This window comes from Hydrogenophaga borbori, from assembly GCF_003417535.1.
Classification (GTDB): Bacteria; Pseudomonadota; Gammaproteobacteria; order Burkholderiales; family Burkholderiaceae_C; genus Hydrogenophaga; species Hydrogenophaga borbori.
The window spans coordinates 39409-65538 of sequence record NZ_QVLS01000011.1; the positions used below are offsets into that span (position 1 = coordinate 39409).

The 26130-nt window shown below is 71.0% G+C and carries 20 protein-coding genes; 14 read left to right on the forward strand and 6 right to left on the reverse strand.

All coding sequences use genetic code 11. From position 1 onward, the window contains the following. Positions 1-3: 3 nt before the first annotated feature. Positions 4-1002 carry a sodium-dependent bicarbonate transport family permease gene (locus DY262_RS16415; protein ID WP_116960188.1) on the reverse strand — a complete coding sequence of 333 codons (999 nt, stop codon included), beginning with the start codon at positions 1000-1002 and terminating at the stop codon, positions 4-6. 88 nt (positions 1003-1090) lie between these two features. On the opposite strand from DY262_RS16415, the gene DY262_RS16420 reads away from it, so the two are divergent. The 5 genes from DY262_RS16420 (at position 1091) to DY262_RS16440 (ending at position 11138) form a co-directional block, all read left to right on the forward strand. Further along, positions 1091-1978, forward strand: a complete 888-nt coding sequence (locus tag DY262_RS16420) for a LysR family transcriptional regulator (RefSeq protein ID WP_116960189.1) — start codon at positions 1091-1093, stop codon at positions 1976-1978. 161 nt (positions 1979-2139) lie between these two features. Next, positions 2140-3351: an efflux RND transporter periplasmic adaptor subunit gene (locus tag DY262_RS16425; RefSeq protein ID WP_116960190.1), complete on the forward strand. Its 1212-nt coding sequence runs from the start codon at positions 2140-2142 to the stop codon at positions 3349-3351. 10 nt (positions 3352-3361) lie between these two features. Then, positions 3362-6574 (forward strand): efflux RND transporter permease subunit, encoded by a 3213-nt coding sequence (locus DY262_RS16430; RefSeq protein ID WP_116960191.1) that lies wholly within the window; start codon positions 3362-3364, stop codon positions 6572-6574. A 6-nt stretch (positions 6575-6580) separates the two neighbouring features. After that, positions 6581-9724, forward strand: a complete 3144-nt coding sequence (locus DY262_RS16435; protein ID WP_116960192.1) for an efflux RND transporter permease subunit — start codon at positions 6581-6583, stop codon at positions 9722-9724. A 4-nt stretch (positions 9725-9728) separates the two neighbouring features. Next, on the forward strand, positions 9729-11138 hold the full coding sequence (locus DY262_RS16440; protein WP_116960193.1) for an efflux transporter outer membrane subunit: 1410 nt from the start codon (positions 9729-9731) through the stop codon (positions 11136-11138). A gap of 39 nt (positions 11139-11177) precedes the next feature. Here DY262_RS16440 and DY262_RS16445 read toward each other — a convergent pair whose 3' ends face one another. After that, positions 11178-13064 carry a hypothetical protein gene (locus tag DY262_RS16445; protein WP_116960194.1) on the reverse strand — a complete coding sequence of 629 codons (1887 nt, stop codon included), beginning with the start codon at positions 13062-13064 and terminating at the stop codon, positions 11178-11180. 304 nt (positions 13065-13368) lie between these two features. Here DY262_RS16445 and DY262_RS16450 point away from each other — a divergent pair, with 304 nt between their 5' ends. The 5 genes from DY262_RS16450 to tcuB all read left to right on the forward strand — a co-directional run bounded on the left by DY262_RS16450 (position 13369) and on the right by tcuB (position 19192). Then, the gene (locus DY262_RS16450; RefSeq protein ID WP_116960195.1) at positions 13369-14670 is read left to right on the forward strand and encodes an FAD-binding oxidoreductase; all 1302 of its coding nucleotides are present in this window, start codon (positions 13369-13371) and stop codon (positions 14668-14670) included. 52 nt (positions 14671-14722) lie between these two features. Beyond that, entirely contained in the window at positions 14723-15463 is a 741-nt protein-coding gene (locus DY262_RS16455; protein WP_116960196.1) for an SDR family oxidoreductase, read from the forward strand. A gap of 85 nt (positions 15464-15548) precedes the next feature. Beyond that, on the forward strand, positions 15549-16514 hold the full coding sequence (locus tag DY262_RS16460) for a LysR family transcriptional regulator (protein ID WP_116960197.1): 966 nt from the start codon (positions 15549-15551) through the stop codon (positions 16512-16514). Positions 16515-16614: 100 nt separating this feature from the next. Further along, positions 16615-18030, forward strand: a complete 1416-nt coding sequence (gene tcuA / locus DY262_RS16465; protein ID WP_281272930.1) for an FAD-dependent tricarballylate dehydrogenase TcuA — start codon at positions 16615-16617, stop codon at positions 18028-18030. Beyond that, on the forward strand, positions 18017-19192 hold the full coding sequence (tcuB, locus tag DY262_RS16470) for a tricarballylate utilization 4Fe-4S protein TcuB (RefSeq protein WP_116960199.1): 1176 nt from the start codon (positions 18017-18019) through the stop codon (positions 19190-19192). The genes tcuA and tcuB overlap by 14 nt, the downstream gene beginning before the upstream one ends. 51 nt (positions 19193-19243) lie before the next feature. On the opposite strand, the gene DY262_RS16475 is transcribed toward tcuB, so the two are convergent. The 3 genes from DY262_RS16475 to DY262_RS16485 form a co-directional block, all read right to left on the reverse strand. Next, on the reverse strand, positions 19244-19474 hold the full coding sequence (locus DY262_RS16475; RefSeq protein ID WP_116960200.1) for a DUF2798 domain-containing protein: 231 nt from the start codon (positions 19472-19474) through the stop codon (positions 19244-19246). A gap of 25 nt (positions 19475-19499) precedes the next feature. Continuing rightward, positions 19500-20069: a flavodoxin family protein gene (locus DY262_RS16480; protein ID WP_116960201.1), complete on the reverse strand. Its 570-nt coding sequence runs from the start codon at positions 20067-20069 to the stop codon at positions 19500-19502. A gap of 79 nt (positions 20070-20148) precedes the next feature. Then, a complete protein-coding gene (locus DY262_RS16485) occupies positions 20149-20640 on the reverse strand; it encodes a DUF2938 domain-containing protein (protein WP_116960202.1) in 492 nt (163 codons plus the stop codon). Positions 20641-20723: 83 nt separating this feature from the next. Between DY262_RS16485 and DY262_RS16490 the strand changes: the two genes are divergently transcribed. From DY262_RS16490 to DY262_RS16500, 3 genes are all read left to right on the forward strand, one after another. Then, positions 20724-21143, forward strand: coding sequence for a helix-turn-helix domain-containing protein (locus tag DY262_RS16490; RefSeq protein WP_116960203.1), 420 nt, complete (start codon positions 20724-20726; stop codon positions 21141-21143). 157 nt (positions 21144-21300) lie between these two features. Then, the gene (locus DY262_RS16495) at positions 21301-22581 is read left to right on the forward strand and encodes a thiolase family protein (protein ID WP_116960204.1); all 1281 of its coding nucleotides are present in this window, start codon (positions 21301-21303) and stop codon (positions 22579-22581) included. Between the two features lies 1 nt (position 22582). Beyond that, a complete protein-coding gene (locus DY262_RS16500; protein WP_116960205.1) occupies positions 22583-23002 on the forward strand; it encodes a Zn-ribbon domain-containing OB-fold protein in 420 nt (139 codons plus the stop codon). Positions 23003-23027: 25 nt separating this feature from the next. On the opposite strand, the gene DY262_RS16505 is transcribed toward DY262_RS16500, so the two are convergent. After that, positions 23028-23432 (reverse strand): hypothetical protein, encoded by a 405-nt coding sequence (locus tag DY262_RS16505; RefSeq protein WP_116960206.1) that lies wholly within the window; start codon positions 23430-23432, stop codon positions 23028-23030. A 218-nt stretch (positions 23433-23650) separates the two neighbouring features. Between DY262_RS16505 and DY262_RS16510 the strand changes: the two genes are divergently transcribed. After that, positions 23651-26113, forward strand: coding sequence for an autotransporter family protein (locus DY262_RS16510; RefSeq protein WP_181936539.1), 2463 nt, complete (start codon positions 23651-23653; stop codon positions 26111-26113). Positions 26114-26130: the final 17 nt, after the last annotated feature.

A 26130-nucleotide genomic window follows, 5' to 3' on the forward strand; every position in this document is an offset into this window, starting at 1 on the left:
GCCTCAGAGCGCCGTCGCCAGCCAGGTGTAGAGCGGGATGCCCAGCAGGATGTTGAGCGGGAAGGTCAGGCCCAGCGACAGGCCCAGGTAGAGCGAGGGGTTGGCCTCGGGCACGGCGTGCCGCAGCACGGCGGGGACCACGATGTAGGACGCGCTGGCGCTCAGCACCATCAGCAGGGCCGTGTCGGCCGGCGGCAGCCCGAGCAGGCGCGCCAGGGCGAGGGCGATGGCCGCGTGCGTCAGCGGGCCCAGGACCGCATAAGCGATGAGCACCGGCGAGGCGCGCCGCGCGTCGGCGAAATTGCGCGCCACCAGCAAGCCCATGTCGAGCAGGAAGAAGGCCAGCAGCCCCTTGAACAGGTCGCCCGCGAAGGGCTGCATCACGGCCCGGCCGGCGTCGCCGCTGACCCAGCCCACCACCAGCGAGCCCAGCAGCAGGAGCTGCGCGCCGTCGGTGAAGGACTCCCGCAGGATGCCGCGCAGCGGCGTGCCGCCGGCCCCGGCCCTCGGTGAGAGGGCGGCCTGTCCGGCGCCGACCACGATCGCTGCGCGCGAAGCGTGGCGCGCGGCGTTGGCCAGCAGCACCGCCATCAGGATCGCGGGCGACTCCATCAGCACCATGGCCACGGTCATGTGCCCGCCCGGCGCCAGCCCCAGGTTCTCCAGGTGCTGCGTGGCGGCGACGAAGCTCACCGCGCTGACCGAGCCGTAGGCCGCGGCCACGGCGGCGGCGTCGAAGTGGGAGACGCGGTGCCGCAGGAAGGCGTACCCCAGCGCGGGCACCAGGAAGGCCATGAACAGCGCCGCGGCCAGGCTGCCGAGCATGGCCGGCGTGAGGCCCGCGGCGGCCAGCGCGAAGCCGCCCTTGAGGCCCAGCGCCATCAGCAGGTAGAGCGAGAGGAATTTGCCGATGGCGGGCGGGATCTCCAGGTTGGAGCGCAGGGCGCCGGCGAATACGCCGAAAACGAAGAACAGGATCGCGGGGTCCAGCAGGCCGGTCATGGGGAAGCTCCAGGTTGGCCGGCATGCTAGGCAATGCCGCATGCTTCGTAAAATCGATTTGTTCTGGCGTTCACATAGGGAAAAGTCTATGAACGTGAGTTTTCGGCAGTTGCGCCTGTTCCTTGCCCTGCACGAAACCGGCAGCGTGAGCGGCGCCGCGCGGGCCATGCACGTCACCCAGCCCACCGCCTCCATGCAACTGCGCGAGATCGGCGAGGCCGTGGGACTGCCGCTGTACGAGGTGATCGGCCGCAAGGTGCACCTCACGCCGGCCGGGCACGACCTGGCCCGGACCGCGCGCGCCATGGTGCGCGAGTGGGACAGCTTCGGCCAGCAGGTGGCGGCCACCAAGGGCCTGGCGCGCGGCCGGCTGAAGGTCTCGGTGGTGAGCACCGCCAAGTACTTCGTGCCGCGCCTGCTGGGGCGCTTCTGCCACAAGCACCCGGCCATCGACGTCGCGCTGGAGGTGCTCAACCGCGACGGCGTGGTGCAGCGCATGCGCGAGAACCTCGACGACCTCTACATCATGTCCATGCCGCCCGCGGACCTCGCGGTCGAGGGCGAGGTGTTCATGGCCAATCCCCTGGTCGTGATCGCCGCCTCGCGCCACCCGCTGGCCCGCGGCCAGGGCCTGGCGCTGCGCGCGCTGGCCGAGCAGCGCTTCATCCTGCGCGAGCGTGGCTCGGGCACGCGCATGGCCAGCGACCGGCATTTCCGTGCCGAGCGCTTCGTGCCCGATGTGCGCATGGAGCTGGGCAGCAACGAGGCCATCAAGGAGGCGGTGGCCGGTGGGCTGGGCCTGGGCGTGGTGTCGCAGCACGCGCTGCACGGCCACTCGCGCGAGCACGGCGTGGTGGTGCTCGACGTGCAGGGTTTTCCGATCGCCTCGCAATGGAGCATCGTGCACCTGGCCGGCAAGCGCCTGTCCCCCATCGCCCTGGCGTTTCGCGACCACCTGCTCGGACACGCCCGCTGAGGGCCGGGCCCCGCGCGCGCGGCCGTGGCGAGGGCGCCCGCGCGGCCGGGTCTTTCAGGCCGGAGTTGTTGCGACTGGCTATCATTTGCCGCGATACCTCCCCGACGCGCCCCGCGGCGCCTCGCGCGCGCCGTGCCGCCCGCGCTTTCCACGCTGTTCCCATGCCCGAATCCGATCGAACGCCCGCGCTCCCGTCTCACCGTTCCTGGGCGCGCGGCCTGCTCTGGCTGGGCCTGCTGTTGGCCGCGGGCGCGGCGGCCTGGTGGTTTTTGCTGCGCCCGCCGCAGACGCCGCCGCCCGCGCCCAGCCAGTGGCGCGGCCCGGTGGCGGTGCGCGTGGAGCCGGCCCGCACCGAAGACTTCACGGTGCAGGCGCGCGCCGTCGGCACCGTGGCGCCCTACAACACGGTGGTGGTGCGCAGCCGCGTCGCGGGCCAGCTGGCCCGCGTGCTGGTGCGCGAAGGCCAGCGCGTGGCGCGCGGCCAGTTGCTGGCCGAGATCGACCCCGAACCGCTGCGCGTGGCGCTGGCCCAGGCTCAGGGTCAGCAGCAGCAGAACCTGGCCCAGCTGCGCAATGCCGAGAGCGAGCTCGCGCGCTACGAACAGCTGTTCACGCGCGATGCCATCGCCCGCCAGCAGCTGGACCGCCAGGCCGCGCTGGTGCAGCAACTGCGCGGCACGCTCAAGGCCGACCAGGCGCAGGTGGACAACGCGCGGCTGCAGCTCTCCTACACCCGCATCGAGGCGCCCATCGCGGGCCGCGTGGGCCTGCGCCGGGTGGACGCCGGCAACCTGATCGCCGCCAACGACGCCAACGGCCTGTTCACGCTCACGCAGACGCAGCCCGTGGCCGTGCTCTTCAGCGTGCCCGAGCCCCAGGTGGCCGACGTGCGCGCCGCGCACGCGGACAAGACCCCGGCCGTGGTCGAGGCCTGGGACCGCGACAACCGCCAGCGCCTGGCCATCGGCCGCCTCGACACGCTGGACAACCAGATCGACGCGGCCACCGCCACGCTGCGCCTGAAGGCGCGCTTCGAGAACGCGGACGACGCGCTCTTTCCGAACCAGTTCGTCAACGTGCGCCTGGCGCTGCGCCAGTTGCCCGGCGCGGTGACCATCCCCACCGACGCCGTGCAACACGGCTCGCGCGGCAGCTACGTCTACGTCATCGCCGACAACAAGGCCCGCGTGCGCGACCTCGTGCTGGGCCCGGCCAGTGGCGGGCGCACCGTGGTGACGAAGGGCCTGGCCGAGGGCGAACCGGTGGTGCTCGAAGGCCTGGACCGCCTGGAGGAAGGCCGCGCGGTGAAGGTGGTGCAGGCCACCGAGCTGCCGGCGAACTCGCCGCTCGCGCCGGACGCCGCCCCGCGCTGAGAGCGTCGCCATGTCCGCCGCGCCCTCGCTCTCGCGCCCCTTCATCCTTCGGCCGGTGGCGACCTCGCTGCTGATGCTGGCGGTGCTGATCGCCGGCCTGCTGGCCTGGCGCCAGCTGCCGGTGTCCGCGCTGCCACAGGTGGACTACCCGGTCATCCAGGTCTTCACCTTTCAGCCCGGCGCCAGCCCCGACGTCACCGCGCGCACCGTCACCGCGCCGCTGGAGCGCCGGCTCGGCCAGATCCCGGGCCTGGCGCAGATGTCGTCCACCAGCTCGGGCGGCGCCTCGGTCATCACCCTGAAGTTCGCGCTGGAGGTGGACCTGGGCGTGGCCGAGCAGGATGTGCAGGCCGCGCTGCAGAGCGCCAACAGCCTGCTGCCGTCCGACCTGCCGGCGCCGCCGATCTACCGCAAGGTGAATCCGGCGGACGTGCCCATCCTCACCCTGGCCATATCGTCCGAGACCCTGCCGCTGCCGCGCGTGGTCGACCTGGTGGACACGCGCATGGCGGGCCAGCTCTCGCGCCTGCCCGGTGTCGGCCTGGTCAGCCTGGCGGGCGGGCAGCGCCCGGCCATCCGGGTGATGGCCAACAGCCGCGCGCTGGCGGCCAACGGCCTCACCCTGGAGGAGCTGCGCACGGCCATCGCCGCCGCCAACAACAACCAGCCCAAGGGCAGCTTCGACGGCGAGCTGCGCAGCACCATGCTCGACGCCAACGACCAGCTGCGCTCGGTGGCCGAGTACCGGCGCCTGATCGTGGCCTGGCGCGACGGCGCGCCGCTGCGCCTGGCCGACGTGGCCCAGGTGGAAGAGGGCGCCGAGGACCGGTTCCTGGCCGCCTGGGCCGGCATGGCCTGCGTCCCGGGCCAGGCCGGCGGCTGTGGCCTGGCGCCGGCCGTGCTGCTCAACATCCAGCGCCAGCCCGGCGCCAACGTCATCGCCGTGGCCGACCAGGTGCGCGCGCTGCTGCCGCAGCTCACGGCCACGCTGCCGGCCACGGTGAAGGTGCAGGTGGTGTCCGACCGCACCGAGAGCATCCGCGCCTCGGTGCGCGACGTGCAGAAGGAGCTGCTGTTCGCCATCGCGCTGGTGGTGCTGGTCACCTTCGTCTTCCTGCGCACGCCGGCGGCCACGCTCATTCCCAGCGTGGCCGTGCCGCTGTCGCTGGTGGGCACGTTCGCGGCCATGCTGCTGCTGGGCTACTCGCTCAACAACCTGAGCCTGATGGCGCTGACCATCGCCACCGGCTTCGTGGTGGACGACGCCATCGTGATGCTGGAGAACATCGCGCGCCACCGCGAGCAGGGCGCGGGGCCCATGGAGGCGGCGCTCAAGGGCGCCAGCGAGATCGGCTTCACCCTGGTCTCGCTCACGGTCTCGCTGGTGGCGGTGCTGATCCCGCTGCTGTTCATGGCCGACGTGGTGGGCCGCCTGTTCCACGAGTTCGCCGTCACCCTGGCCGTGGCCATCGCCATCTCCCTGGTGGTCTCGCTCACGCTCACGCCCATGATGGCCGCGCGCCTGCTGCCGCGCCCGCCCGCGCACGGCGAGGATCGCGACTGGCAGGGCGAACGCCGGGCCGCCCCAAGTTCGCCCGCCCCCCTTGGGGGGGAAGCCGGGCTTGCCCCGGTGCGGGGGGCGCTTGACGGCACCATCGAGCGCTACGGCCAGGCGCTCGACTGGGTGCTCGCGCGCCAGCCCCTGGCCCTGCTGGCGCTGGCCGCCACGCTGCTGCTCACCGGCCTGCTCTACCTGGCCGTGCCCAAGGGCTTCTTCCCGGTGCAGGACGCGGGCGCGATCCAGGTGGTGACCGAAGCGCCGCAGAGCGTGTCCTTCGGTGCCATGGCCGAGCGCCAGCGCGCGCTGGCCGAGGCGCTGCTGGCCGAAGCGCCGGTGCAGAGCATCGCGTCGTACATCGGCGTGGATGGCAGCAACGCCACGCTCAACAGCGGGCGCATGCTGATCACGCTGGCGCCACACGCGCAACGCGCGGTCTCGGCCGGCGAGCTGATCGAGCGCCTGCGCGAGCGCGCGCGCGGCGTGGGCGGCATCCAGGCCTGGTTCCAGCCGGTGCAGGAGCTGGGCATGGAAGACCGCATCAGCCGCACGCAGTACCAGTTCACCCTCAGCTCGCCCGACAGCGCGCTGCTGGCCGAGTGGAGCGAGCGCCTGTTGCAGGCCCTGGCGCAGCGGCCCGAGCTGGCCGACGTGGCCGGCAACCTGCAGCGCGAGGGCCTGCAGGCCTACCTGGAGGTGGACCGCGACGCCGCCGCCCGCCTGGGCCTGCGCATGAGCGACATCGCCTCCGCGTTGCAGAGCGCCTTCGGCCAGCGCCAGGTCAGCACCCTGTTCACGCACGCCAGCCAATACCGCGTGGTGCTGGAGAGCGACGACGCGGCGCGCGGTGGCCTGCAGGCGCTGGAGGGGGTGTACGTGCGGCCCGCGACCGGTGCGAGTGGCGCGGCCGATGCGCGTCCGGTGCCACTGTCCGCCGTGGCGCGCGCGGTGGAGCGGCGCGCGCCGCTGGCCATCGAGCACCAGGGCCAGTTCCCGGCCGTCACCCTGTCCTTCAACCTCGCGCCCGGCCATTCGCTGGGCGAGGCCGTGGCCGCCATCGACACCGTGCGGCGCCAGATCGAGCTGCCGATCGCCGTGGAGCTGGCCTTCCAGGGCGCGGCCGAGGGCTTTCGCAGCTCGCTGACCAATACGCTGTGGTTGATACTGGCCGCCGTGGTGGTGATGTACCTGGTGCTGGGCATGCTGTACGAAAGCGCGGTGCACCCGCTGACCATCCTGTCCACGCTGCCCTCGGCCACGGTGGGCGCGCTGGCCGCGCTGCTGCTGGCGGGCCGGCCGCTGGACCTGATCGCGGTGATCGGCGTGGTGCTGCTGATCGGCCTGGTGAAGAAGAACGGGATCATGATGGTGGACTTCGCGCTCGACGCCCAGCGCCGACTGGGCCTGTCGCCGCGCGAGGCGATCCACCGCGCCGCGCTGCTGCGCTTTCGCCCCATCCTCATGACCACGCTGGCCGCGCTGTTCGGTGCCGTGCCCCTCATGCTGGCCAGCGGCTCGGGCGCCGAGCTGCGCCAGCCGCTGGGCATCGTCATGGTGGGCGGCCTGGTCGTGAGCCAGGTGCTCACCCTGTTCACCACGCCGGTGGTCTACCTGGCCTTCGACCGCCTGGCGCGCCGCCGCGCCGCGCGCGCCCCGCTGGCCTGAGCCGCCATGCACGCGCTGGCCCGCTTCTTCATCCGCCGCCCCATGGGCAGCGCGATGCTGGCCGCCGCCATCGTGCTCACTGGCCTGCTGGCCCTGCGGCTGCTGCCGGTGGCGCCGCTGCCGCGTGTGGACTTCCCCGTCATCCAGGTGCGCGCCAGCCTGCCCGGCGCCAGCCCCGAGAGCATGGCGTCCACCGTGGCCGCGCCGCTGGAGCGTGCGCTGGGCAGCATCGCCGGCGTCACCAGCATCCGCTCCAGCAGCAACCAGGGCAGCACCGGCGTGACGCTGCAGTTCGACCTGAACCGCGACATCGACGACGCGGCGCGCGAGGTGCAGGCCGCCATCAACGCGGTGCGCGGGCAATTGCCTTCCGGCATGGTGGGCAATCCCAGCTTCGTGAAGGTCAATCCCTCGCAGGCGCCCATCATGGCGCTGGCCCTGTCCTCGCCGCGGCTGCCCCCGTCGGCGCTGTACGACAACGCGTCCACCGTGCTCGCGCAGAAGCTTGCGCAGGTGGCCGGCGTGGGCGAGGTCACGGTGGACGGTTCCTCGCTGCCGGCGGTGCGCGTGCAGGTGCAGCCCCAGGCGCTGGCGCACCGCGGCCTGTCGCTGGACGACGTGCGCCGCGCGATCGCCGACGCCAACGCCTGGCGGCCCGTCGGCGCGGTGGAGCGCGACGCCTCGCGCTGGCAGATCGCGCTGCCGGCGCCGCTGCGCACGGCGGCCGATTTTTCGACGCTGGTGGTGCGCAACGAAGGCGGCGCGCTGGTGCGCCTGTCCGACGTGGCCGAGGTCAGCGACTCGGTGGAGAACCGCTACACCGCCGGCTACCACAACAACCGCCCCGCCGTGGTGCTGCTGGTGAGCCGGCGGCCGGGCGCCAACATCGTGCAGACCGTCGACGCCATCCACGCGCAGCTGCCGCAGCTGCGCGCCCTGCTGCCGGCCGACACGCAGCTCAGCGTGGTGATGGACCGCTCGCCCGGCATCCGCGCCACGCTGCGCGAGGGCCGCTTCACCCTCGTCCTGAGCTGCCTGCTGGTGATGGCCGTGGTCTGGGCCTTCCTCGGCAGCCTGCGCACGGCGCTCATCCCCGCGCTGGCCCTGCCGGTGTCGCTGGTCGGCGCGCTGGCGGCCATGTGGTGGCTGGGCTTTTCGCTCAACAACCTGTCGGTGATGGCCTTGATCGTGGCCGCCGGCCTGGTGGTGGACGACGCCATCGTGGTGCTGGAGAACATCCAGCGGCACCTCGAGCGCGCGCGCGCCGCCCAGGCCGCCGCCGGCCAGCGCGAGATCGGCCGGCGCACCGTCTGGCGCGCCGCCTTCACCGGCGCGGGCGAGGTCGGCTTCACCCTGCTCGCCATGAACGGCGCGCTGATCGTGGTCTTCGTCTCCACCCTGTTCATGGGCGGCGTGGTGGAGCGCCTGTTCCGCGAGTTCTCCCTCACCCTGGTGGCGGCCATGCTGATCTCGCTGGCCGTGTCGGTCACGCTCACGCCGGCGCTGTGCGCGCATGGCCTGCCGGCCGGCCCGCGCGCGCGCGCGCCGGGCCCGCTGGCGCGTCTCATCGCCACCGCGCTGGCCGACGTGCAGGCCGGCTACGCGCGCAGCCTGGCCTTCGCGCTGCGCCACCACTGGCTCACGCTGCTGCTGCTCGTGGGCACGGTGGCGCTCAACGTCTGGCTCTACGTGGCCATCCCCAAGGGCATGCTGCCGCAGCAGGACACCGGCCAGCTCAGCGGCTTCGTGCGCGGCGACGATGGCTTCTCCTTCCAGGGCATGCAACCCAAGGTGGAGGCCTACCGCCGCCTGCTGGTGGCCGACCCGGCCGTGGCCGACGTGACCGGGGTCAGTGGCGGGCGCACCGGCACCAGCAACTCCTGGTTCCGCATCCGCCTCAAGCCCCTGGCCGAGCGCGGCGAGCCGGCCTCGGCCGTGGTCGCGCGCCTGCGCGCCGCCGCCCCGCCCATTGCCGGCGGCATCCTGTTCGTGTCGGTCGACCAGGACATCCGGCTGGCCAGCGGCGGCGGCGACGGCGAGTACCTGTTCGTCATGCGCTCCGACTCGCTGGCCGACCTGCGCCAGTGGACGCGCCCGGTGGGCGAGGCGCTGCGCGCGCTGCCCGAACTGGCCGGCGTGGACTTCGGCGCCGGCGAGGACGCGCAGCAGGTGGTGCTGCAGGTGGACCGCGAGGCCGCGCGCCGCCTGGGCGTGGGCATGGACACGGTGACCACCGCGCTCAACAACGCCTTCTCGCAGCGCCAGGTGGCCACGCTGTACGACGCGCTGAACCAGTACCGCGTGGTCATGGAGGCCGACCCGCGCGGCAACAGCGAGCCGAGCGCGCTGGAGGAGGTGCAGCTGCTCAACGGCGCGGGCCAGCGCGTGCCGCTCAGCGCCATCGCCACCTGGCGCTATGGCCTCACGCGCGACCGCGTGCAGCACGACGCGCAGTTCGCCTCCGCCGGCATCAGCTACGGCCTGGCGCCGGGCGTGAGCCTGCAGCAGGCGCAGGCGGCCATCGAGCGCGCCGTCAACGGCCTGCTGTTGCCCAGCAGCATCTCCACCGGCGAGCGCGCGGGCGACCCGAACAGCCTGCAGGCCACGCTCAAGCGCCAACCCTGGCTGATCCTGGCCGTGCTGGTCACCGTCTACCTGGTGCTGGGCATGCTCTACGAAAGCCTGTTGCACCCGCTGACCATCCTGTCCACCCTGCCCTCGGCCGGCGTGGGCGCGCTGCTGGCGCTGCGGATCTCGGACACCGAGTTCAGCCTGATCGCGTTGCTGGGCCTGTTCCTGCTGATCGGCGTGGTGATGAAGAACGCCATATTGATGATCGACTTCGCCCTCGCCGCGCAGCGCCGGCGCGGCCTGGCGCCGCGCGACGCCATCCACGAGGCCGCGCTGCGCCGCCTGCGCCCCATTCTCATGACCAATCTGGCCGCGCTGCTGGGCGCGGTGCCGCTGGTGCTGGGCCTGGGCGAAGGCTCGGAACTGCGCCGCCCGCTGGGCATCGCCATCATCGGCGGCCTGGCCGTGAGCCAGCTGCTCACGCTCTACACCACGCCGGTGGTCTACCTGATGCTGGAACGGCTGCGCGCGCGGCTGAGCCCCTTGCCCACGGGCGCGTCCGCCGCCACGCCCGCCTGACGCCATGCCACCTTCGTCTCTGTTCGCCTCGATGTCGCCTCGCCTCGCGCTCGCCGCCCTGCCGCTGTTCCTGGCCGCGTGCGCCAGCGGCACGCGCGAGGCGCCCGCGCCGCGCATCGAATTGCCACCCGGCTTCCACCACGCCAACGCCGACCGCAGCGCGCCGGCCGCGCCCATCGACCCCGAGTGGTGGCGCGCCTATGGCGACCCCGAACTCGACGCCCTGTTGCGCCGCGTGGCCGAATCCAACCCCGAGCTCGCGCGGGCCGAGGCGCGCTGGCGCCAGGCCCTGTCGCAGGTGGACGCGGCGCGCGCGCTGGCGCTGCCGCAGCTCGGCGCGGGCGCGTCGGTCACGCGCCGCGGCGGCGGTGCCAGCACCGGCGCGCGGCGGCTCTACGACGCCGGTCTCGACCTGTCCTGGGCGCCCGACCTCTGGGGCCGCGCCGCGCGCTCGCGCGAGGCCGCGGCGGCCGATGCCGACGCGCAGGCCGCGCTGCTCGACGCCGCGAGACTGGCGCTGCAGCTGGCCGCCGCGCAAGGCTACGTTCGCCTGCGCGCGCTCGACGCCCAGCTGGCGCTGCAGGCCGAGGCCGAGGTCGCCTACACGCGCTCGCTGCAGATCACGCGCCTGCAGTACGAGGCTGGCCTGGTCGCGCGCGCCGACGTCATCCAGGCCGACACGCAGCTGCAGTCCCTGCGCACCCAGGCCTTCACCCTCCAGCGCCAGCGCGCGCTGGAGGCCAATGCGCTCGCGCTGCTGGCCGGTGCCACGCCCACGGACTTTCCCGTGGCGGCGCGTGAGGGCGCCTTGCCCGCGGTGCCGCCCGTGCCCGCCGCGCTGCCCGCCGAGCTGCTGCGCCGCCGCCCGGACCTGGCCGCCGCCGGGCGCCAACTCGCCGCCGCGCACGCGCGCCTGGGCCTCGCGCAAACCGCCTGGCTGCCGGACCTCACGCTGTCGGCCAGTGCCGGCTGGCAGTCGACGGGCTTCGCGCGCCTGCTCGACGCGCCGTCACGCGTGTGGTCGCTGGGCCCGCGCCTCGCGGCCACCTTGTTCGACGGCGGCGCGCGCCGCGCCAACGAAGCCCTGTTCGGCGCCGCCTACGACGAGCAGGCCGCGGCCTGGCGCGCGGGCGTGCTCGCCGCGGTGCGCGAAACCGAGGACGCGCTCGCGCAACTCGCCACCCTGGCCGAGCAGGAACGCCAACAGGCGCGCCTGGTGGAACTGGCCAGCGAGAACGAGCGCGTGGTCGGTTACCGCTACGAGGCGGGCGAAATCAGTTTCCTGGAAGTGGCCACCGCGCAGAACCTGGCGCTGTCGGCGCGTCGCGCCGCGCTGGACGTTCGGGCCCAGCGGCTGGCGGCGAGCATGGCCTTGGTGGCGGCGCTGGGGGGCGGCTGGCAGCCGATGCCTTGAGTGCCCCTGCCGTGCGGCATGGCCGCGTCGGGCCAGCGGTCATTGGCCCGTTGGGTGCGCCGAATCCCAGGACAGCACGCACAGCCTGACCGACAGCTGCGGGGCAAACCAGGGGATGGGGCCGCTGGGCGCCTGGATCGACAGGCCGAGGACCCGGTCTTCCGGGCGGCTCTCGGCATTGAAGAAGCGCGCCGCCGCTTCGGTGGAGACCAGCGCGGGTGACAGCAGGAAGCCGGTCTGGCCCGCCTCGCGCAGGTAACGGAAGTCGGCACTCCCCGTCGGGGTGGCCATCGTCATGCGAAGGGCGGGGGGGCCGGTCAGCACGCCCAGGACCCGCCCGAGCCAGGTGCTGGCGACCTCGATCTCGGCCCAGACCGCTTGATCCGGACCCACCCAGGGAACCAGCACGGGCTGATCGAATTCCACGTCGGCCGTGCGGCACACCTCGGACTGGGTCAGCGGCGACGCACGGCGCGTCAACAGCAGGGCGTTCGGTGCCTGCCGGTCCAGCCGGTATTGCCGGCGGTAGGCGGCCAGGGCGAGCGGATCCTCCTGCGCGGCGTAGCGACCATCGATGGGCTCGACGCTGAACACCACCGACCGCGGCGCCTGCGGGCTGGCGAGGAAGTCCGCGTTGCGCTCGGACATATAGCGGCTGGTCGCGAAGTAGGACTGAAAGGCGGGTCGCGTGGCGATCGGCAGCCCGGACGCGTAGGCCAGACTGAACTCGAAGGGGAAGACGTCCATCGGTCCTTCGATATCAGCAAACGGAATGGCCGAGCGCGCCTGCGCGACCGACATCGCCTGGAGACGACCCAACTCGGCGTTCAGGAGGGTTCCGTAGCCGGGGTCCACCACGCGGCGGACGCGATCCTCCACCGTGTGGGCATACCCCTTGATGAACCCCACCTGGTACAGCGATGCCGTGATGTAGGTGACCAGCGCGGCCGCTGCAACGGCCACCGCGGCGATCACGCGCCGCTGGTTGCGGGTCATGCGGTCGACGCTGGGGCTCCAGAGTTGCACCAGGCACACGAAGGCCAGCGCGAGAAACGCGTTGCCGGGGTGGGCACCGTGCCGCACAAAGCCCATCTTGTAGGCGACCAGCAGATACCCCAGCGTGAGGAGGCTGAGCACGGTGCTGGCGGCATGGGTCATGCGCAGGGTCGTCGCGACCAGGACCGCCGCGCCAGCGATGTAGGCGCCGTGCAGCGCCAGCGGCGCGGGCAGTCCCATGTCCGCGTTGTAGGCCAGCGAGACATCGACATACCCGCGCACGAAGTCGGCAAAGCCCGAGACCTGCTGGCCCGACAGCCAGAACAGCAAGACGACGGACAAGCCGAAACACACGGGGACGATGGGCCTGTAGTCCCGCACGCTGAAGCGGTAGAGGCTCGCCAAGGCAATGGCGGGCACGGTGAAGAACAGGGCATTCGCCTTGACCAGGCAGGCAAACGCGGCGCCGAAGGCGAGCAGAATGGACAGCGCGAGTTGCGCCGCATGGCCTGGCTGTCTGCGGCACTCGTGGTGGCACAGCAGCAAGGCCGGCAGGAGCAGGTACACATCCCGCCACATCAGCAGGTGCAGGGTCAGGCCGCACCAGGCCAGCAGGGCCCACACACTCCGGATGCGCAGTACCGAGAAACAACCGATGCCCAGGATCAGCAGGTAGACGGCCCGGTAGAGCAGCTTTTCCGGATGGGACGACTCGACGTATATGGCCGATTCAATAAAGGACAAAGGTCCGTAATTGAATAGGATCTGACTTCCGTGTTGCAGCTGGTTGTCGTGGGCGTATGCCAGCATGGCGTGCCAGGACAGATCGAGCCCCCGCATGGACGGTGCGTAGACCACGTCGATCAGGTAGGCCAGAACGAACAGCGCGCCAGTGACCGGCACGGCAAAAGAGAATAGTCGGGCCTTCATGTCGTGCTTGTGCCGCGCGGGTGCTGACTAATGTTGGAAAGGCCCGTGTGAGCTCGCCGTGCCAGCACATGGTCCGGCCAACACCCATGGTAGCATCGCCCACCATGCCTCCGTACCGCCCCTCTGTTGCAGTGCCATTCCAAGGCATTGGGCGCCAAGGCATTTCCCCAGGCATCTTTGCGCGCCAATCCATGCAATGTATGGATGAGGGCGCCGGCGGGGCCTTCGGCCGCGGCATGGCATGCCGGCCGGACAGGCGCGAAGTCCGGGTGCGCGGCGAACGCGCTGCGGCCGAGGCGGGCTGATGGAGTTGCACGGCTGGGGCCGCTATCCGAGGCAGGAAGCCCAGGTGGTCGAGCCCTTGTCGGGACAGCACTGCCTGCGTGCGGTGTCTGGCACCTCGCCACTGATTGCTCGCGGACTGGGCCGCAGCTACGGCGACAGCGCGCTGGGCCCACAGGTTCTTTCAACGCGCCTGCTGGATCAGCTTCATGCCTTTGATCCGGAGACGGGTTTGCTGTCGTGCGCCGCGGGTACTTCGCTGGACGACATTCTGCGAACCTTTGTCCCCCGTGGCTGGTTCCTGCCGGTCATACCCGGCACGCGCTTCATCACCGTGGGCGGTGCCATCGCCAGTGACGTTCGTGGAAAGAACCACCACCGCGATGGCACGTTCAGCGCGCATGTGGCGTCCATTCGGATTCTGTTGGGCAATGGAGAGTGTGTCGGGGCTTCCCCATCGGACAAGGCCGAGCTTTTTCACGCCACCTGTGGCGGGATGGGGCTGACCGGCGTCATCGTGTCCGCCGTGTTGCGGCTCAAGCGAATCGCCGCCAGCGACATCCTGGAGACGCGGATCAAGGCGCCCAGCCTCGACGCTGTTCTCGAGGCATTCGATGCGCACGCCGCCAGCGCCTATTCGGTTGCCTGGATCGACTGCATGGCGCGCGGCGCCAGCCTGGGCCGCTCCATTCTGGTCACGGCCGAGCCGTGCGTTGATGGCCCGCTGGTGGCACGGCGGGTCAAGGCCCCTGGCGTGCCCATCGAAATGCCCTCGGGCCTGCTTCGCCGGCCGTTGGCCAGGATGGTCAACGCCACGTATTACCGGCGGGCGCGCGCGCAGGCCCAAACGAAGCGAAAGCCGTTCGAATCATTCTTTGCCCCTTTGGATGCGATGGCCGGGTGGAGCGGCTGGTATGGCCGGTCGGGATTCCTTCAGTACCAGTTGGTTCTGCCCAAAGAAGCCGGCGCGACCGGATTGCGGGAAATACTCCAACGCATTGGCCAGTCCGAACTGGGTGCCTTTCTCGCCGTCCTGAAACTGTTTGGCGACGCGAACGCCAACCCCTTGAGCTTTCCCATGACGGGGTACTCGCTGGCCGTGGATTTCAAGGCGGAAGGGGCCACATTCGAACTGCTCGATCGGTTGGACGGCGTCGTCGCGGCGCACGGGGGGCGACTCTATCTCGCCAAGGACGCTCGCATGAGCGAGGCCACGTTCAAGGCGGGCTACCCACGGTGGCAGGCGTTCGAGGAGGTGCGCGCACGCTGGCATGCCCACGGCAAGTTCATGTCGACCCAGTCCCGCCGGTTGGGTCTGGCCTGAGCGAGCGCCCGGCCCCCGCAACGCCCTTCACGTTCATCCCCAGCCCCCAAACATGACCAGGATTTTGATCATCGGTGCGACATCGGCCATCGCGAAGGCGACCGCGCGCCTGTGGGCGTGCGAAGGGCATGCGCTCTACCTGGTCGGGCGCGACAAGGACCGTCTGCACGAGATCGCGGACGATCTCAGGGTCCGCGGCGCGCGGTCCGTCGCCTGCGCGGCCCTGGACGTGAACGACCTGGCGCGGCATGCCGACGTGATCGATGCCGCCGCCGGCGCGCTGGGGGGGCTCGATGTGGCCCTCATCGCCCACGGCACGCTGGGGGACCAGAAGGCCTGCGAGCAAGATGTCCAGATCGCGCTCCAGGAACTGAACACCAACGCCCTCAGTGTCATTTCACTGCTCACGCACCTGGCCAACCGATTCGAAGCGCAGCGGCACGGCTCGATCGTCGTTCTCGGTTCGGTGGCCGGCGAACGCGGCCGGCAGTCCAACTACGTGTACGGCACCGCGAAAAGCGCGGTGGCGACGTTCATGCAAGGCGTGCGCAACCGATTGCACCGGTCTGGCGTCCAGGTGCTGACGGTCAAGCCCGGGTTCGTGGACACGCCGATGACGGCCGCCTTTGACAAGAAGGGGCCGCTCTGGAGTCCCCCGGACGCCATCGCCCGCGCCGTTCTCCGCGGGGTGGCCAAGCGACGCGATGTCGTTTACGCACCGTGGTACTGGTGGGGCGTGATGCTGGTCATTCGGTCGATCCCAGAGCGCCTCTTCAAAAGGCTGTCGCTCTGACCCGTCCTGCCGGTGCCTCCCCGACAATGCGCGGCGTGGTGACCGCGGCCAGTGGCCCGGCCAGCGGCGCCTGTGGGAGCCATCCATGGAATTGAGGCAACTGCGCTACTTCGTCCGCATCGTCGAGCTCGGCGCCATGAGCCGCGCGGCGGCGGAACTCGACATGGTCCAGTCCGCGCTGAGCCAGCAGATCAGCCGGCTGGAGAGCGAACTCAGCACACGCCTGCTGCAGCGCACGCCGCGCGGCGTGCTGCCTACCGAGGCCGGCATGGCCTTCTTCCGCGAGGCCAAGCTCACCCTGCGCCACGCCGAACAGGCCGTGCGCGCCGCGCAGGCCGCGCGCCTGTCGGGCTCCGTCAGCGTGGGCCTGGCGCCCACCACGGCGGCCGTGCTGGGCCTGCCGCTGATGCAGGCCATGCGCGAGCGCTACCCCGATGTGCGCCTGCACCTGGTGGAGGGCATGTCGGGTCATCTCGCGGCCCAGCTCAAGGCGCGCGAACTCGACCTGGCCGTGCTGTTCGATCCGCAGGCGGGACAGGGTGGGCCGGTGCCGGGCGACCGCCTGATGGACCGCCAGCCCCTTTTCACCGAGGACATCTTCCTCGTCACCCAGGCCAGGCGGCGGCGGCGCAAACGCCTGGCGCTCGCCGACCTTGACGACGAGCCCCTGATCCTGCCCACGCACCCCCACGGCCTGCGCCTGACGCTCGACGCTGCCTTCGCGCGTGCCGGCATCCGTCCTCAGGTGGTGATGGAGGTGGACTCCTTGTCCATGGTGATGGCCGCCGTCGACGCCGGCCTGGGCAGCAGCCTGCAGCCCTACGCGGCCGTGCACGGTGTCCCCGATGCGCAGCAGCGCCTGCGCCTCTCGCTCATCGACGACGCCCAGGTGCGCCGCACCAACCTTCTGTGCAGTCTGAGCGAGGACGAGCTGTCGCCCGCCGCCCTGGCCACGCGCGTGGTGGTGGTGGACTGCGTCAAGCGCCTCATCGGGGGTGGGGCCTGGACTGGCACGCGGCTCTGGTCGCCAGACAGGCTTCACAAAGACTGATACCCCCATGCCAAGCGCCCGCTTCCCCGCGAAGCGGCGCCTGCCTAGAGTGCGGTCATCGCCAGCGGAAGGCCGCTGGCGGCATTCCCGCGAGGCTGGTTTGGAACCCGATGTCCTGGTCATCGGCGGCGGCAACGCCGCCCTGTGCGCCGCGCTCATGGCGCGCGAAGCGGGCGCCAGCGTGCTGCTGCTCGAAGCCGCGCCGCGCGCCTGGCGCGGCGGCAACTCCGCCCACACGCGCAACCTGCGCTGCATGCACGACGCGCCGCAGGACGTGCTGGTCGACGCCTACCCCGAAGAAGAGTTCTGGCAGGACCTGCTCAAAGTCACCGGTGGCATCACCAACGAACACCTCGCGCGCCTGACCATCCGCGCGTCGTCGACCTGCCGCGACTGGATGCGCCGCCACGGCGTGCGCTTCCAGCCGCCACTGTCGGGCGCGCTGCACGTGGCGCGCACCAACGCTTTCTTCATGGGTGGCGGCAAGGCGCTGGTCAACGCCTACTACCGAAGCGCCGAGCGCCTGGGCGTGGCGGTGCGATACGAAGCGCCCGTCGACCGCCTCGAGCTCAAGGACGGCCATTTCGTCGCCGCCCACCTGCGCGGTGGCGAGCGCATCGCCGCGCGCGCCTGCGTGCTGGCGGCCGGTGGCTTCGAGTCCAACCGCGACTGGCTGCGCGCGGCCTGGGGCCAGAACGGGCGCGGCGAATGGCCGGCCGACAACTTCCTCATCCGCGGCACCGCCTTCAACCAGGGCGTTCTGCTCAGGCACCTGCTCGACGAGCAGCGGGCCGACGGCATCGGAGACCCGACGCAGGCCCACATGGTCGCCATCGACGCGCGCGCCCCGCTGTACGACGGCGGCATCTGCACGCGCATCGATTGCGTCTCGCTGGGCGTGGTGGTCAACCGCGAGGCGCACCGCTTCTACGACGAAGGCGAGGATTTCTGGCCCAAGCGCTACGCCATCTGGGGCCGGCTGGTGGCCCAGCAGCCGGGGCAGATCGCCTACTCCATCATCGACAGCCAGGCCATCGGCCGCTTCATGCCGCCCGTGTTCCCCGGCGTGAAGGCCGACAGCCTGCCCGAACTCGCGCGCCGTCTCGGCCTGGACGAGACCACCTTCATGCAGACCCTGAGCCACTACAACGCCGCCTGCCGCGTCGGCCATTTCGACCACACCACCCTCGACGACTGCCACACCGAGGGCGTTTCGCCCGCCAAGACGCACTGGGCCCGGCCCATCGAAGCGGCCCCGTTTTATGGCTACGCACTGCGCCCCGGCGTCACCTTCACCTACCTGGGCCTCAAGACCGACCACACCGCCGCCGTGCGCTTCAATGACCGGGCCAGCGAGAACCTCTTCGTGGCCGGCGAGATGATGGCCGGCAACGTGCTGGGCAAGGGCTACACGGCCGGCGTGGGCATGTCCATCGGCACAGCCTTCGGGCGAATCGCTGGCGCGAACGCAGCCGCCGCTGCCATGAAAAGAGGAGCGCGGCATGCAGGCGCTTGAAACCCTCGCGCGCGACGCACGAGCCCTGGCCCAGGGTGAAGCCGTGCCGGTCACTGGCCCAGAGGCCGAGGTTGCGCGCCAGCTCCAGATCTGCAACGCCTGCCGCTATTGCGAGGGCTTCTGCGCGGTCTTCCCGGCCATGACGCGTCGGCTCGAATTCCCCAAGGCCGACGTGCACTTCCTGGCCAACCTCTGCCACAACTGCGGCGCCTGCCTGCACGCCTGCCAGTACGCGCCGCCGCACGACTTCGCGATCAACATCCCCAAGGCCATGGCCCAGGTGCGCGGCCAGACCTACGCCGACTACGCCTGGCCGCCCGCGCTGGGCCGGCTCTACCAGCGCAATGGCCTCGTGCTGTCGGTGGCGCTGGCGCTGGGCCTGGCGCTGTTCCTGCTGCTGGCCGCGGCCCTGCAGGGCTCGCTGTGGGCCGACGCGCCACGCGGCGACTTCTACCGCGTCTTCCCGCACAACCTCCTCGTGGGCATCTTCCTGCCGGTGTTCGCCTTCGTGGTCTTCGCGCTCGGCATGGGCGTGCGCCGCTTCTGGCGCGACATCAAACCGGTGACCGGGGGGGTGGACGTGGCGGCACCCGCCGCCGCCGAGGCCACGCACAGCGTGCTGCGCCTGAAGTACCTGGACGGTGGCCATGGCGAGGGCTGCCCCAACGAGGATGACGCCTACACCCTGTCGCGCCGGCGCTTCCACCACCTCAGCTTCTACGGCTTCCTGCTGTGCTTCTTGGCCACCAGCGTGGGCACGCTGTACCACTACCTGTTCGGTTGGGTCGCGCCCTACGACCTGCCCAGCCTGCCCAAGCTGCTGGGTGGCGCCGGCGGTGCGATGCTGGTACTGGGCACGGCGGGCCTGTGGCGCCTGAACCGCCGGCGCGATCCCGCGCACGGCGACCGGGCGCAGAAACCCATGGACCTGGGTTTCATCGCGCTGCTGTTCCTCACCGCGCTGACGGGCCTGCTGCTCTGGTGGGGACGCGGCACGCCCGCGATGACCATGCTGCTGTGCGCGCACCTGGGCGCGGTGATGGCGCTGTTCGTCACGCTGCCCTATGGCAAGTTCGCGCACGGTGTGTTCCGCACGGCGGCGCTGCTGCGGTTTGCGGCGGAGAAGCGCTTGCCGAACCCGGTGGGGCTGGGGTCGGACTGAGGGCCGGGCCCCTGGCCCCAGGCACCGCCGGCGCCTGGGTCGCGCAGCGCCTCAGGGCCGGCTGCCGACCAGCCAGGCCACGGCGCGGCGCGCGAGCGGCGCCACGACCAGCACCACGGGAAACGCCACCACCCAGGCCGTCAGCCAGGCGCTGGTCCACAGACCGGCGAAGCCCTGAACGAAGCCGACGGCTCGGTAGGTGGAGATGCCGGACACCAGCAGAGACATGAGGCCCGACAGGATGAGGCCGAAGAGAACCGGGGCGTATTTCGCGGGAAGCATCGAGGGCATTCCATGGGGGTAGTGGTCAGGCCGGCACCGCCACGCGGTTCAGGCTCAGGGCGAAGTGTCGGCCAAACAGGCGCGCGGTCTTGGTGTCGCCCGGCACGAAGGCGTCCGCCGGGGCCGAATGGCCGGCCTGGGCCATCAGCCCCGACCAGGAGCCCAGCCGGTTGGCGGCCTCGTCGTAGGGCACGCCGCTGTGTTGCTCGGGCAGGATCGGGTTGCCCACCCACAGCATGCCGTGCTGCATGCTGAAGACGAACATCGACAGCAGGGTCGACTGCTTGTCACCCGACGGCAGCGAGGACACGGTGAAGCCCGCGGCGAGCTTGCCCCTGAGTTGCTGTGTGCGCCAGAGGCGACCGGTCGAATCCATGAAACCCTTGAACGGGCCGGAGACGCCGCCCAGGTAGGTCGGCGAACCGAAGATGAAACCGTCGTAGCCGATCAGATCGTCGGGCGTGCGTGCGATGTCTTCGGCCTTGACGAGGCGGGCGTCGACGCCGCCGACCTCCTGTGCGCCGATGCGTACCAGGCGGGCGATGTGTTCGGTGTGGCCGTGGGCGCTGTGGTAGACGATGGCGAGTGTGCTCATGGGTGAGGCTCCGGGATGTGGAGGGACTTCGGGTGGTGGAGGGCCTTCGTCGAGAAATCCCGATCGATGAAGGCGCGGGTCAGAGGGGCGCCGCGAGGGCCGCGGCCGCCAGGTACAGGCCGGCACCGAACACGGCGTGATTGGCCAGGTTGCGCAGGCAGTTCTTCAGTGGCGTGGGCGTCTTCAAGGCCAGGAAGCCGGCGCCCATGGCGGGTTGCATCACGAACCAGGGGGCGGCCACGGTGGCGAGTCCGAACACCAGGGCAGGCAGGACCGTCGGCCGCGCCAGCCAGCCCTGGCCCAGCGTGGCGATGAGCAGCGCGGCGTAAGCGACGCCGACGAGGTAGTGGGTAAACCAGCCCAGCCCACGCTCGAAGGGCAGCGGAGGGGCTTTGGCGATGGCCGGGTGGGCGAAGCGCCCCCGGGAGAAGTGCCCCACCCAGCGACCGACCATGGCGAAGCCCGCGGTGGGCACGCCCAGGCGCGCCAGGACCAGCAGCCAGACGTCCATCACGGCCGTGGCGCCAATCCCGATGAGAACGGTGTGTGCGATGAGGGGCAGGGAAGGCATGGAAATCTCCAGGAATCGATTGACTTTTTGATGCGATGGAGAAAGCATAGAAGTTGAAGTCAACTTCAAGTCAAGCGGTTTTTATGGACATCTCGGAAGTCGCCAAGAAATCCGGCGTGGCCGCCTCGGCGCTGCGCTACTACGAGCGCAAGGGGCTCATCCATTCCCTGGAGTCCGCCGGGGTGCGGCGTCGCTTCTCGCCGGCGGTGCTGGACCAGCTGGCGCTCATCGCCCTGGGTCAGGCGGCGGGGTTCTCGCTGGACGAGATCCGGGAGATGTTCACGCCGGGTGGCGCGCCCCGCATCGATCGGGCGATGCTGTCGTCCAAGGCCGACGAGCTCGAGCGCATGGTCAAGCGCCTGAAGGCCATGGTCGAGGGCCTGCGGCACGCGGCGGCCTGCCCCGCGCCGAGCCACGCGCAATGCCCGTCGTTCCAGCGCCTGCTCAAGGCCGCGTCGGTCGGCGCGCTGGAGAACCGGCAGCGGTACCGGCCACTGCGCTAGGACGAATGGGCCGCATCAACCGGCAGGGATGGCGGCGCGTGCGCGAGCTTGATGCGCATCAACATCGGCGGGTGGCATCGGTCTAGATTGCGTCTCCCTGGGTCAAGGCAGCCGCTCTCCGTCGAGGCGGTGCGACAGGCCCTGGAAAGGGGTGCGTATGCGGAACCTGTTGCGCGAACCGGTGGCGATTGCCGGCGTCGGGTGTTCGCGATTCGGTGATTTGCTCAGCACGCCGGGCCTCAAAGGCCTGAGCCTGCAGGAGCTGACCGCCACGGCGGTGAAGGAGGCCCTCGACGACGCCGGGCTGAGCGGCCAGGACGTCGACGCGGTGTTCGCCGGCAACGCCATGGTGCACAGCTCGCAGGTGCCGGGCACCTACACCCAGCTCGCGAAATGGACCGGAACGCAGTTCAAGGCCGGCGTGCATTTCGAGGCGCAGTGCTCCACCACCAGCGTGGGCGCGGCAATGGCGGCGATGGCGGTTGCGGCCGGGGTCTATGACGTCTGCCTGGTCTACGGCCTCGAGACGACGCGCACCAAGGTAAAAGGCTACAGCCCCTACGAGCGCGAGCCGATCAGCCACCAGCAGACCTGGCTCTGGACCGACATGGCGGTGAATCAGGCCTATGGCGTGCCGCAGGGCTACGACATCTTTTCCACCTACAACGGCCTGGTCGCGCTCGGCTACTGCCGCAAGTACGGCATCTCGATCGAGGATTACGACCGCGGCATGTTCGAGCTCTGCCGCACGCGGCGGCTGCACGGTTCGATGAACCCGAAGGCGAACGTGCAGGAGACCCTGGAAGCGAAGGCCGCGTCCGAAGGCTTCTCCGATCCCTACGATCTCTGGCGGTCCGACCAGCACAACCCCTTCGTCGCCTGGCCGTCGCGGCTGATGAGTCTGGTCACGACCGCCGACGGCGCGTCGGCGCTGGTGATCGCCCGGCCCGGGGCCTTGCGCGGTGCCAAGGCGGCGCCGATCGCCTTCAAGGGATTCGGCATCTGCTACAGCGACCTGCCCTGGTATGGCGAGGACCCCACGCAGTGGGAGTTCGATCGGCGCGCCTGCCAGGCGGCGATGGACATGGCGGGCATCAAGGCCGGCGACATCGGCTACCTGCACACGCACGACTGTTCGCACATTTCCGGGCTATGCACGGCGGAGATGATCGGCTACTTGAAAGCTGGCGAAGGCTTGACGGCGGCGCGCGACGGTCGCCTCCGGTTCGACGGCGATCGGCCGATGTCGACGCACGGCGGCCGGCACGCCTTCGGGCATGCCTGGGGCGCGAGCGCGGGCTCCGACATCTACGAGGCCGCGCTGCAGATGCGCGGCCAGGCCGGCCGCCGCCAGATGCCGAAGCGGCCCGAGGTCGCCATGATTCACACGCATGGTTACGCGATGATCAGCACCGCGGTTGTTCTGGGAGCCACCTGACATGAGCAACGAAGACACACGCCCCAGCGCGATCCGCTGGTACTACGAGGGGCTGAGTGCAGGTGCGTTTCGCGCCATGCGGTGCAGCGCCTGCGGCCGGTTGACGTTCCCGCCCACGGGGTGCTGCGAGCACTGCGGCAGTTGGTCGGTCGAGGGCGCCGAGATCAGCGGCGAGGGCACGCTGCTCTTCGCGACGCACAACATCGCGCCGGCCTGCCACCCGCGCTTCGAGGCGATCGCACCGTATGTCTACGGGCACATCCGGCTGAAGGAAGGCAACATCGTCCAGGCGATCGTGCTGGGCGTCGAGGCGGTGCCGGACCAGTTGCACGCGCTGTTCAAGCGTGGCCCGGTGCCGGTGAAGGCCGAGACGCTGACGATGCAGGACCTGCCGGTGCTGGCGTTTCGGCTCGCCGGCTGAGTCGGGCGTGGCTGCGCCGGGGCGCTCAGTCCCGGCAGTAGCCCTCGCCGGTCCGGACCTTCAGGCAGTCCTTCTTGCCGGCCAGCCACTTCATGCCCGTCTGCTCGCCGTTGCTGGCGCGCAGCACCTCCTGCTTTCCATCGCGTTCGAACCCGATCGCATCACCCACCGCCATGCCGACGAAGGTCCGCGGCCCATCCAGGTTCTGTACGGTGACGTCGTAGTGGCCGTTGCCGCCCGTGATGCGGACGAAGGTCCCTTCCGGACCGTTCCACTGACCGATCCATTGGTCGGTGCTGGGGGCGGGAGGAGGGGCCGGCGCCGATGACGCGGGGGCCGTCGGGGCGGCGGCGTCGCGGTCCCCGCAGGCCGCGAGCGACAGGGCCAGCGCAAGAGCCGCTGTCAGATGCCATGGCATTGACGTGTTCATGGGAACAGTGTGCCGTGGTGTCCGTCCGATGAGAAGCACCAGCCGTTGAGGCCGCCACTCGCTCCGTTGATTACACCCGCGCCCGGGTCTCGCGACCGCCCCCCCCTAGACTGCCGCACTTCGAGTGGCACGGCGCTTTTGTGCTGGCTGTAGTGCTATTGTTTTCATAGTGAGACGATCGAATGAACCGGTGTCATGGAACGGGATGGAATGCGGCAGTGGTATTGGCCGGCCTGGCCGCCAGCGGCGTGGCACAAGCGGCCGCCTTCACAGCCGCCAACGAGGCCGAGCTGATCACCGCGATCAACCAGGCCAACGCCAGCGCAGACCCGAGTTCCACGATCACCCTGACCGCCAACTTCACGGTCACGGGGGTGCTGCCGCCGATCCGGGGCAACGTGGCGGTCAATCCCGCCGGCAGCAACACGGCGGTGGAGTCTGTCGGCGGGGCCGCGCTGACGTTCGAGGGCGGCGCGAGCTACGGAACCCTCGGCAATTTGCAAGTCGGCGACGCGGCGGGCACCACCGGGGCTTTGACCGTGCAGGGTACGGGCAGCTCCGTGCGGGCTGTGTCGCTTCTTGGCAGCGCCGGGCAGGTCAACATCAGCGTGCTCGACGGCGGGCTGCTGACCGCAACGGGCCCGAGCGGCGTGCGGCTGGGAGGCACGTCGCCGACGGTGTCGGGCGGTGGTGTGGCGAACGTGCGCGTCAGCGGCGCTGGCTCGGCCTTCACCTCCGGCGTCGGCTTCGTCCACCAGCGCGGCACCCTGGAGGTGTCCAACGGCGGCACCGTCGAGGGCCGGGCGGCGGTCCATCTCGGGTCCATGCCAGGTGGCTTCACCGGGGTGGTGACGGGAGCCGGCTCCCGCCTGGCCTCCACCATCGCCACCATCAACCTCGGCGCGTCGGGCTCGGCCACGCTGACGGTGGCCGATGGGGCGGTGCTCTCCGCCAACAACGGGGCCTCCGCCGTCAACCTGGCCGCCAACGCCGCGGGCGTCGCCGTGCTGAACATCGGCGGGGCCGTGGGCCAGGCCGCGGTCGCGCCAGGCGCCGTGAACGCCTCCGTCGTGAACGGTGGCGCTGGCACGGCGGTGCTGAACTTCAACCACAACGCCGCCGCGTACAGCTTCGCGCCGGCCATCACCGGCAGCATCAGCCTCAACCACGTGGGCAGTGGCACGACCACGCTCACCCGCGCCAGCACCTACAGCGGTGCCACCCACATCACCGGCGGCACGTTGCGCGCGGGCGTGGCCAACGCCTTCAGCGCCGCTTCGGCGCACACGGTCGGCGCCTCGGGCGCGCTCGACGCTGGCGATTTCGACCAGACCCTCAGCACGCTGAACAACGCCGGTACGGTGTCGCTGTCCGGCGGCACGCTCACCATGACGGGCGCCTACGTGGGCCAAGGCGGCACCTTGCGCGTGGGCACGGCCCCGGGCGCCGGCGGCCTGGCCAGTGGCCGGCTCGTGCTCAGTGGCGCGGGGGCCAGCGCCACCGGCACCACGCTGCTGGGCATCGCCAACTTCGGCGGCCTGGGCGCGCCCACCACCGGCGATGGCATCGAGGTCATCACCGCCACCGGCGGCGCCACCACCACGGCGCAGACCACCAAGGACGCGTTCCGCCTGGCCAATGGCGTGGTGGGCGGCGGCGCCTACCAGTACCGCCTGTACGCGGCCGACGCCAGCGGCGCGGGCGAGAACTGGTACCTGCGTTCCGACGGCCTTCGCAGCGAAGTGGCGCTGTACGCGGTGGTGCCCGAGCAGTTCCGCGCGCTCGATATCGCCATGCTGGCCAACCGCCGGCAGCGCATGGGCGAATCGCGCGCCGACACCGACAACAGCGGCCGCGAGCGCCAGGCCTGGGGCCGCGTCTTCAGCGTGGACCGCGACATCGCCCAACAGGGCACCGTGAGCCCCACGAGCAACGGACGCCTAAACGGCTTCCAGACCGGCACCGACCTGTGGGCCGCGGGGCGCTGGCGCGCGGGCCTGTACCTCGGCCAGCTCGAGGGCGACATGGACGTGCGCGGCCAGGCCAGTGGCGCCGCGAACTACATGTCCGGCCGCAACGACCTGCGCAGCCAGTACCTGGGCGGCTACGCCACCTGGCAGCGCGACAGCCTGAGCCTGGAGGCCGTGCTGCAGCTCGGCCACCACCGCTACAGCGCCACGCCGGCGCAGGGCGAAGCGAGCGCCGGCAAGGGCGACAGCCTGATGGCCTCGATCGAAGTGGGCCGAGGCGTTGCCCTGTCGCCGCGCTGGCAGCTCGAGCCCACGGTGCAGCTGGCCTACCAGCACCTGAGCCTGGACGAGACCCGCCTGAGCGGCGCCACCGTGCAGCAGGACACCGATGGCGGCTGGCTCGCGCGCGTGGGGGTGCGCGTGAAAGGGCGCTTCGACGCCGGCCCCGGCGCGCTGCGGCCCTATGCCAGCCTGAACGTCTACAAGCGCAGCAACAGCACGGACATCACGCGCTTCGTCGGCGGCGCGGGCGGCACCGACATCAGCAGCCGCACCGGCGGCAGCAGCAGTGAGCTGAGCGCCGGCCTGGACTGGCAACTCAGGCCCACCGTCAGCCTGTACGGCGAGGTGGGCCGGCTGTGGGACCTGGGCGGCGACGCGCGCACCGACAGCGGCCTCAGCGGTGGCGTGGGCGTGCGGGTGCTGTGGTGATCGAACCGCCACACAAG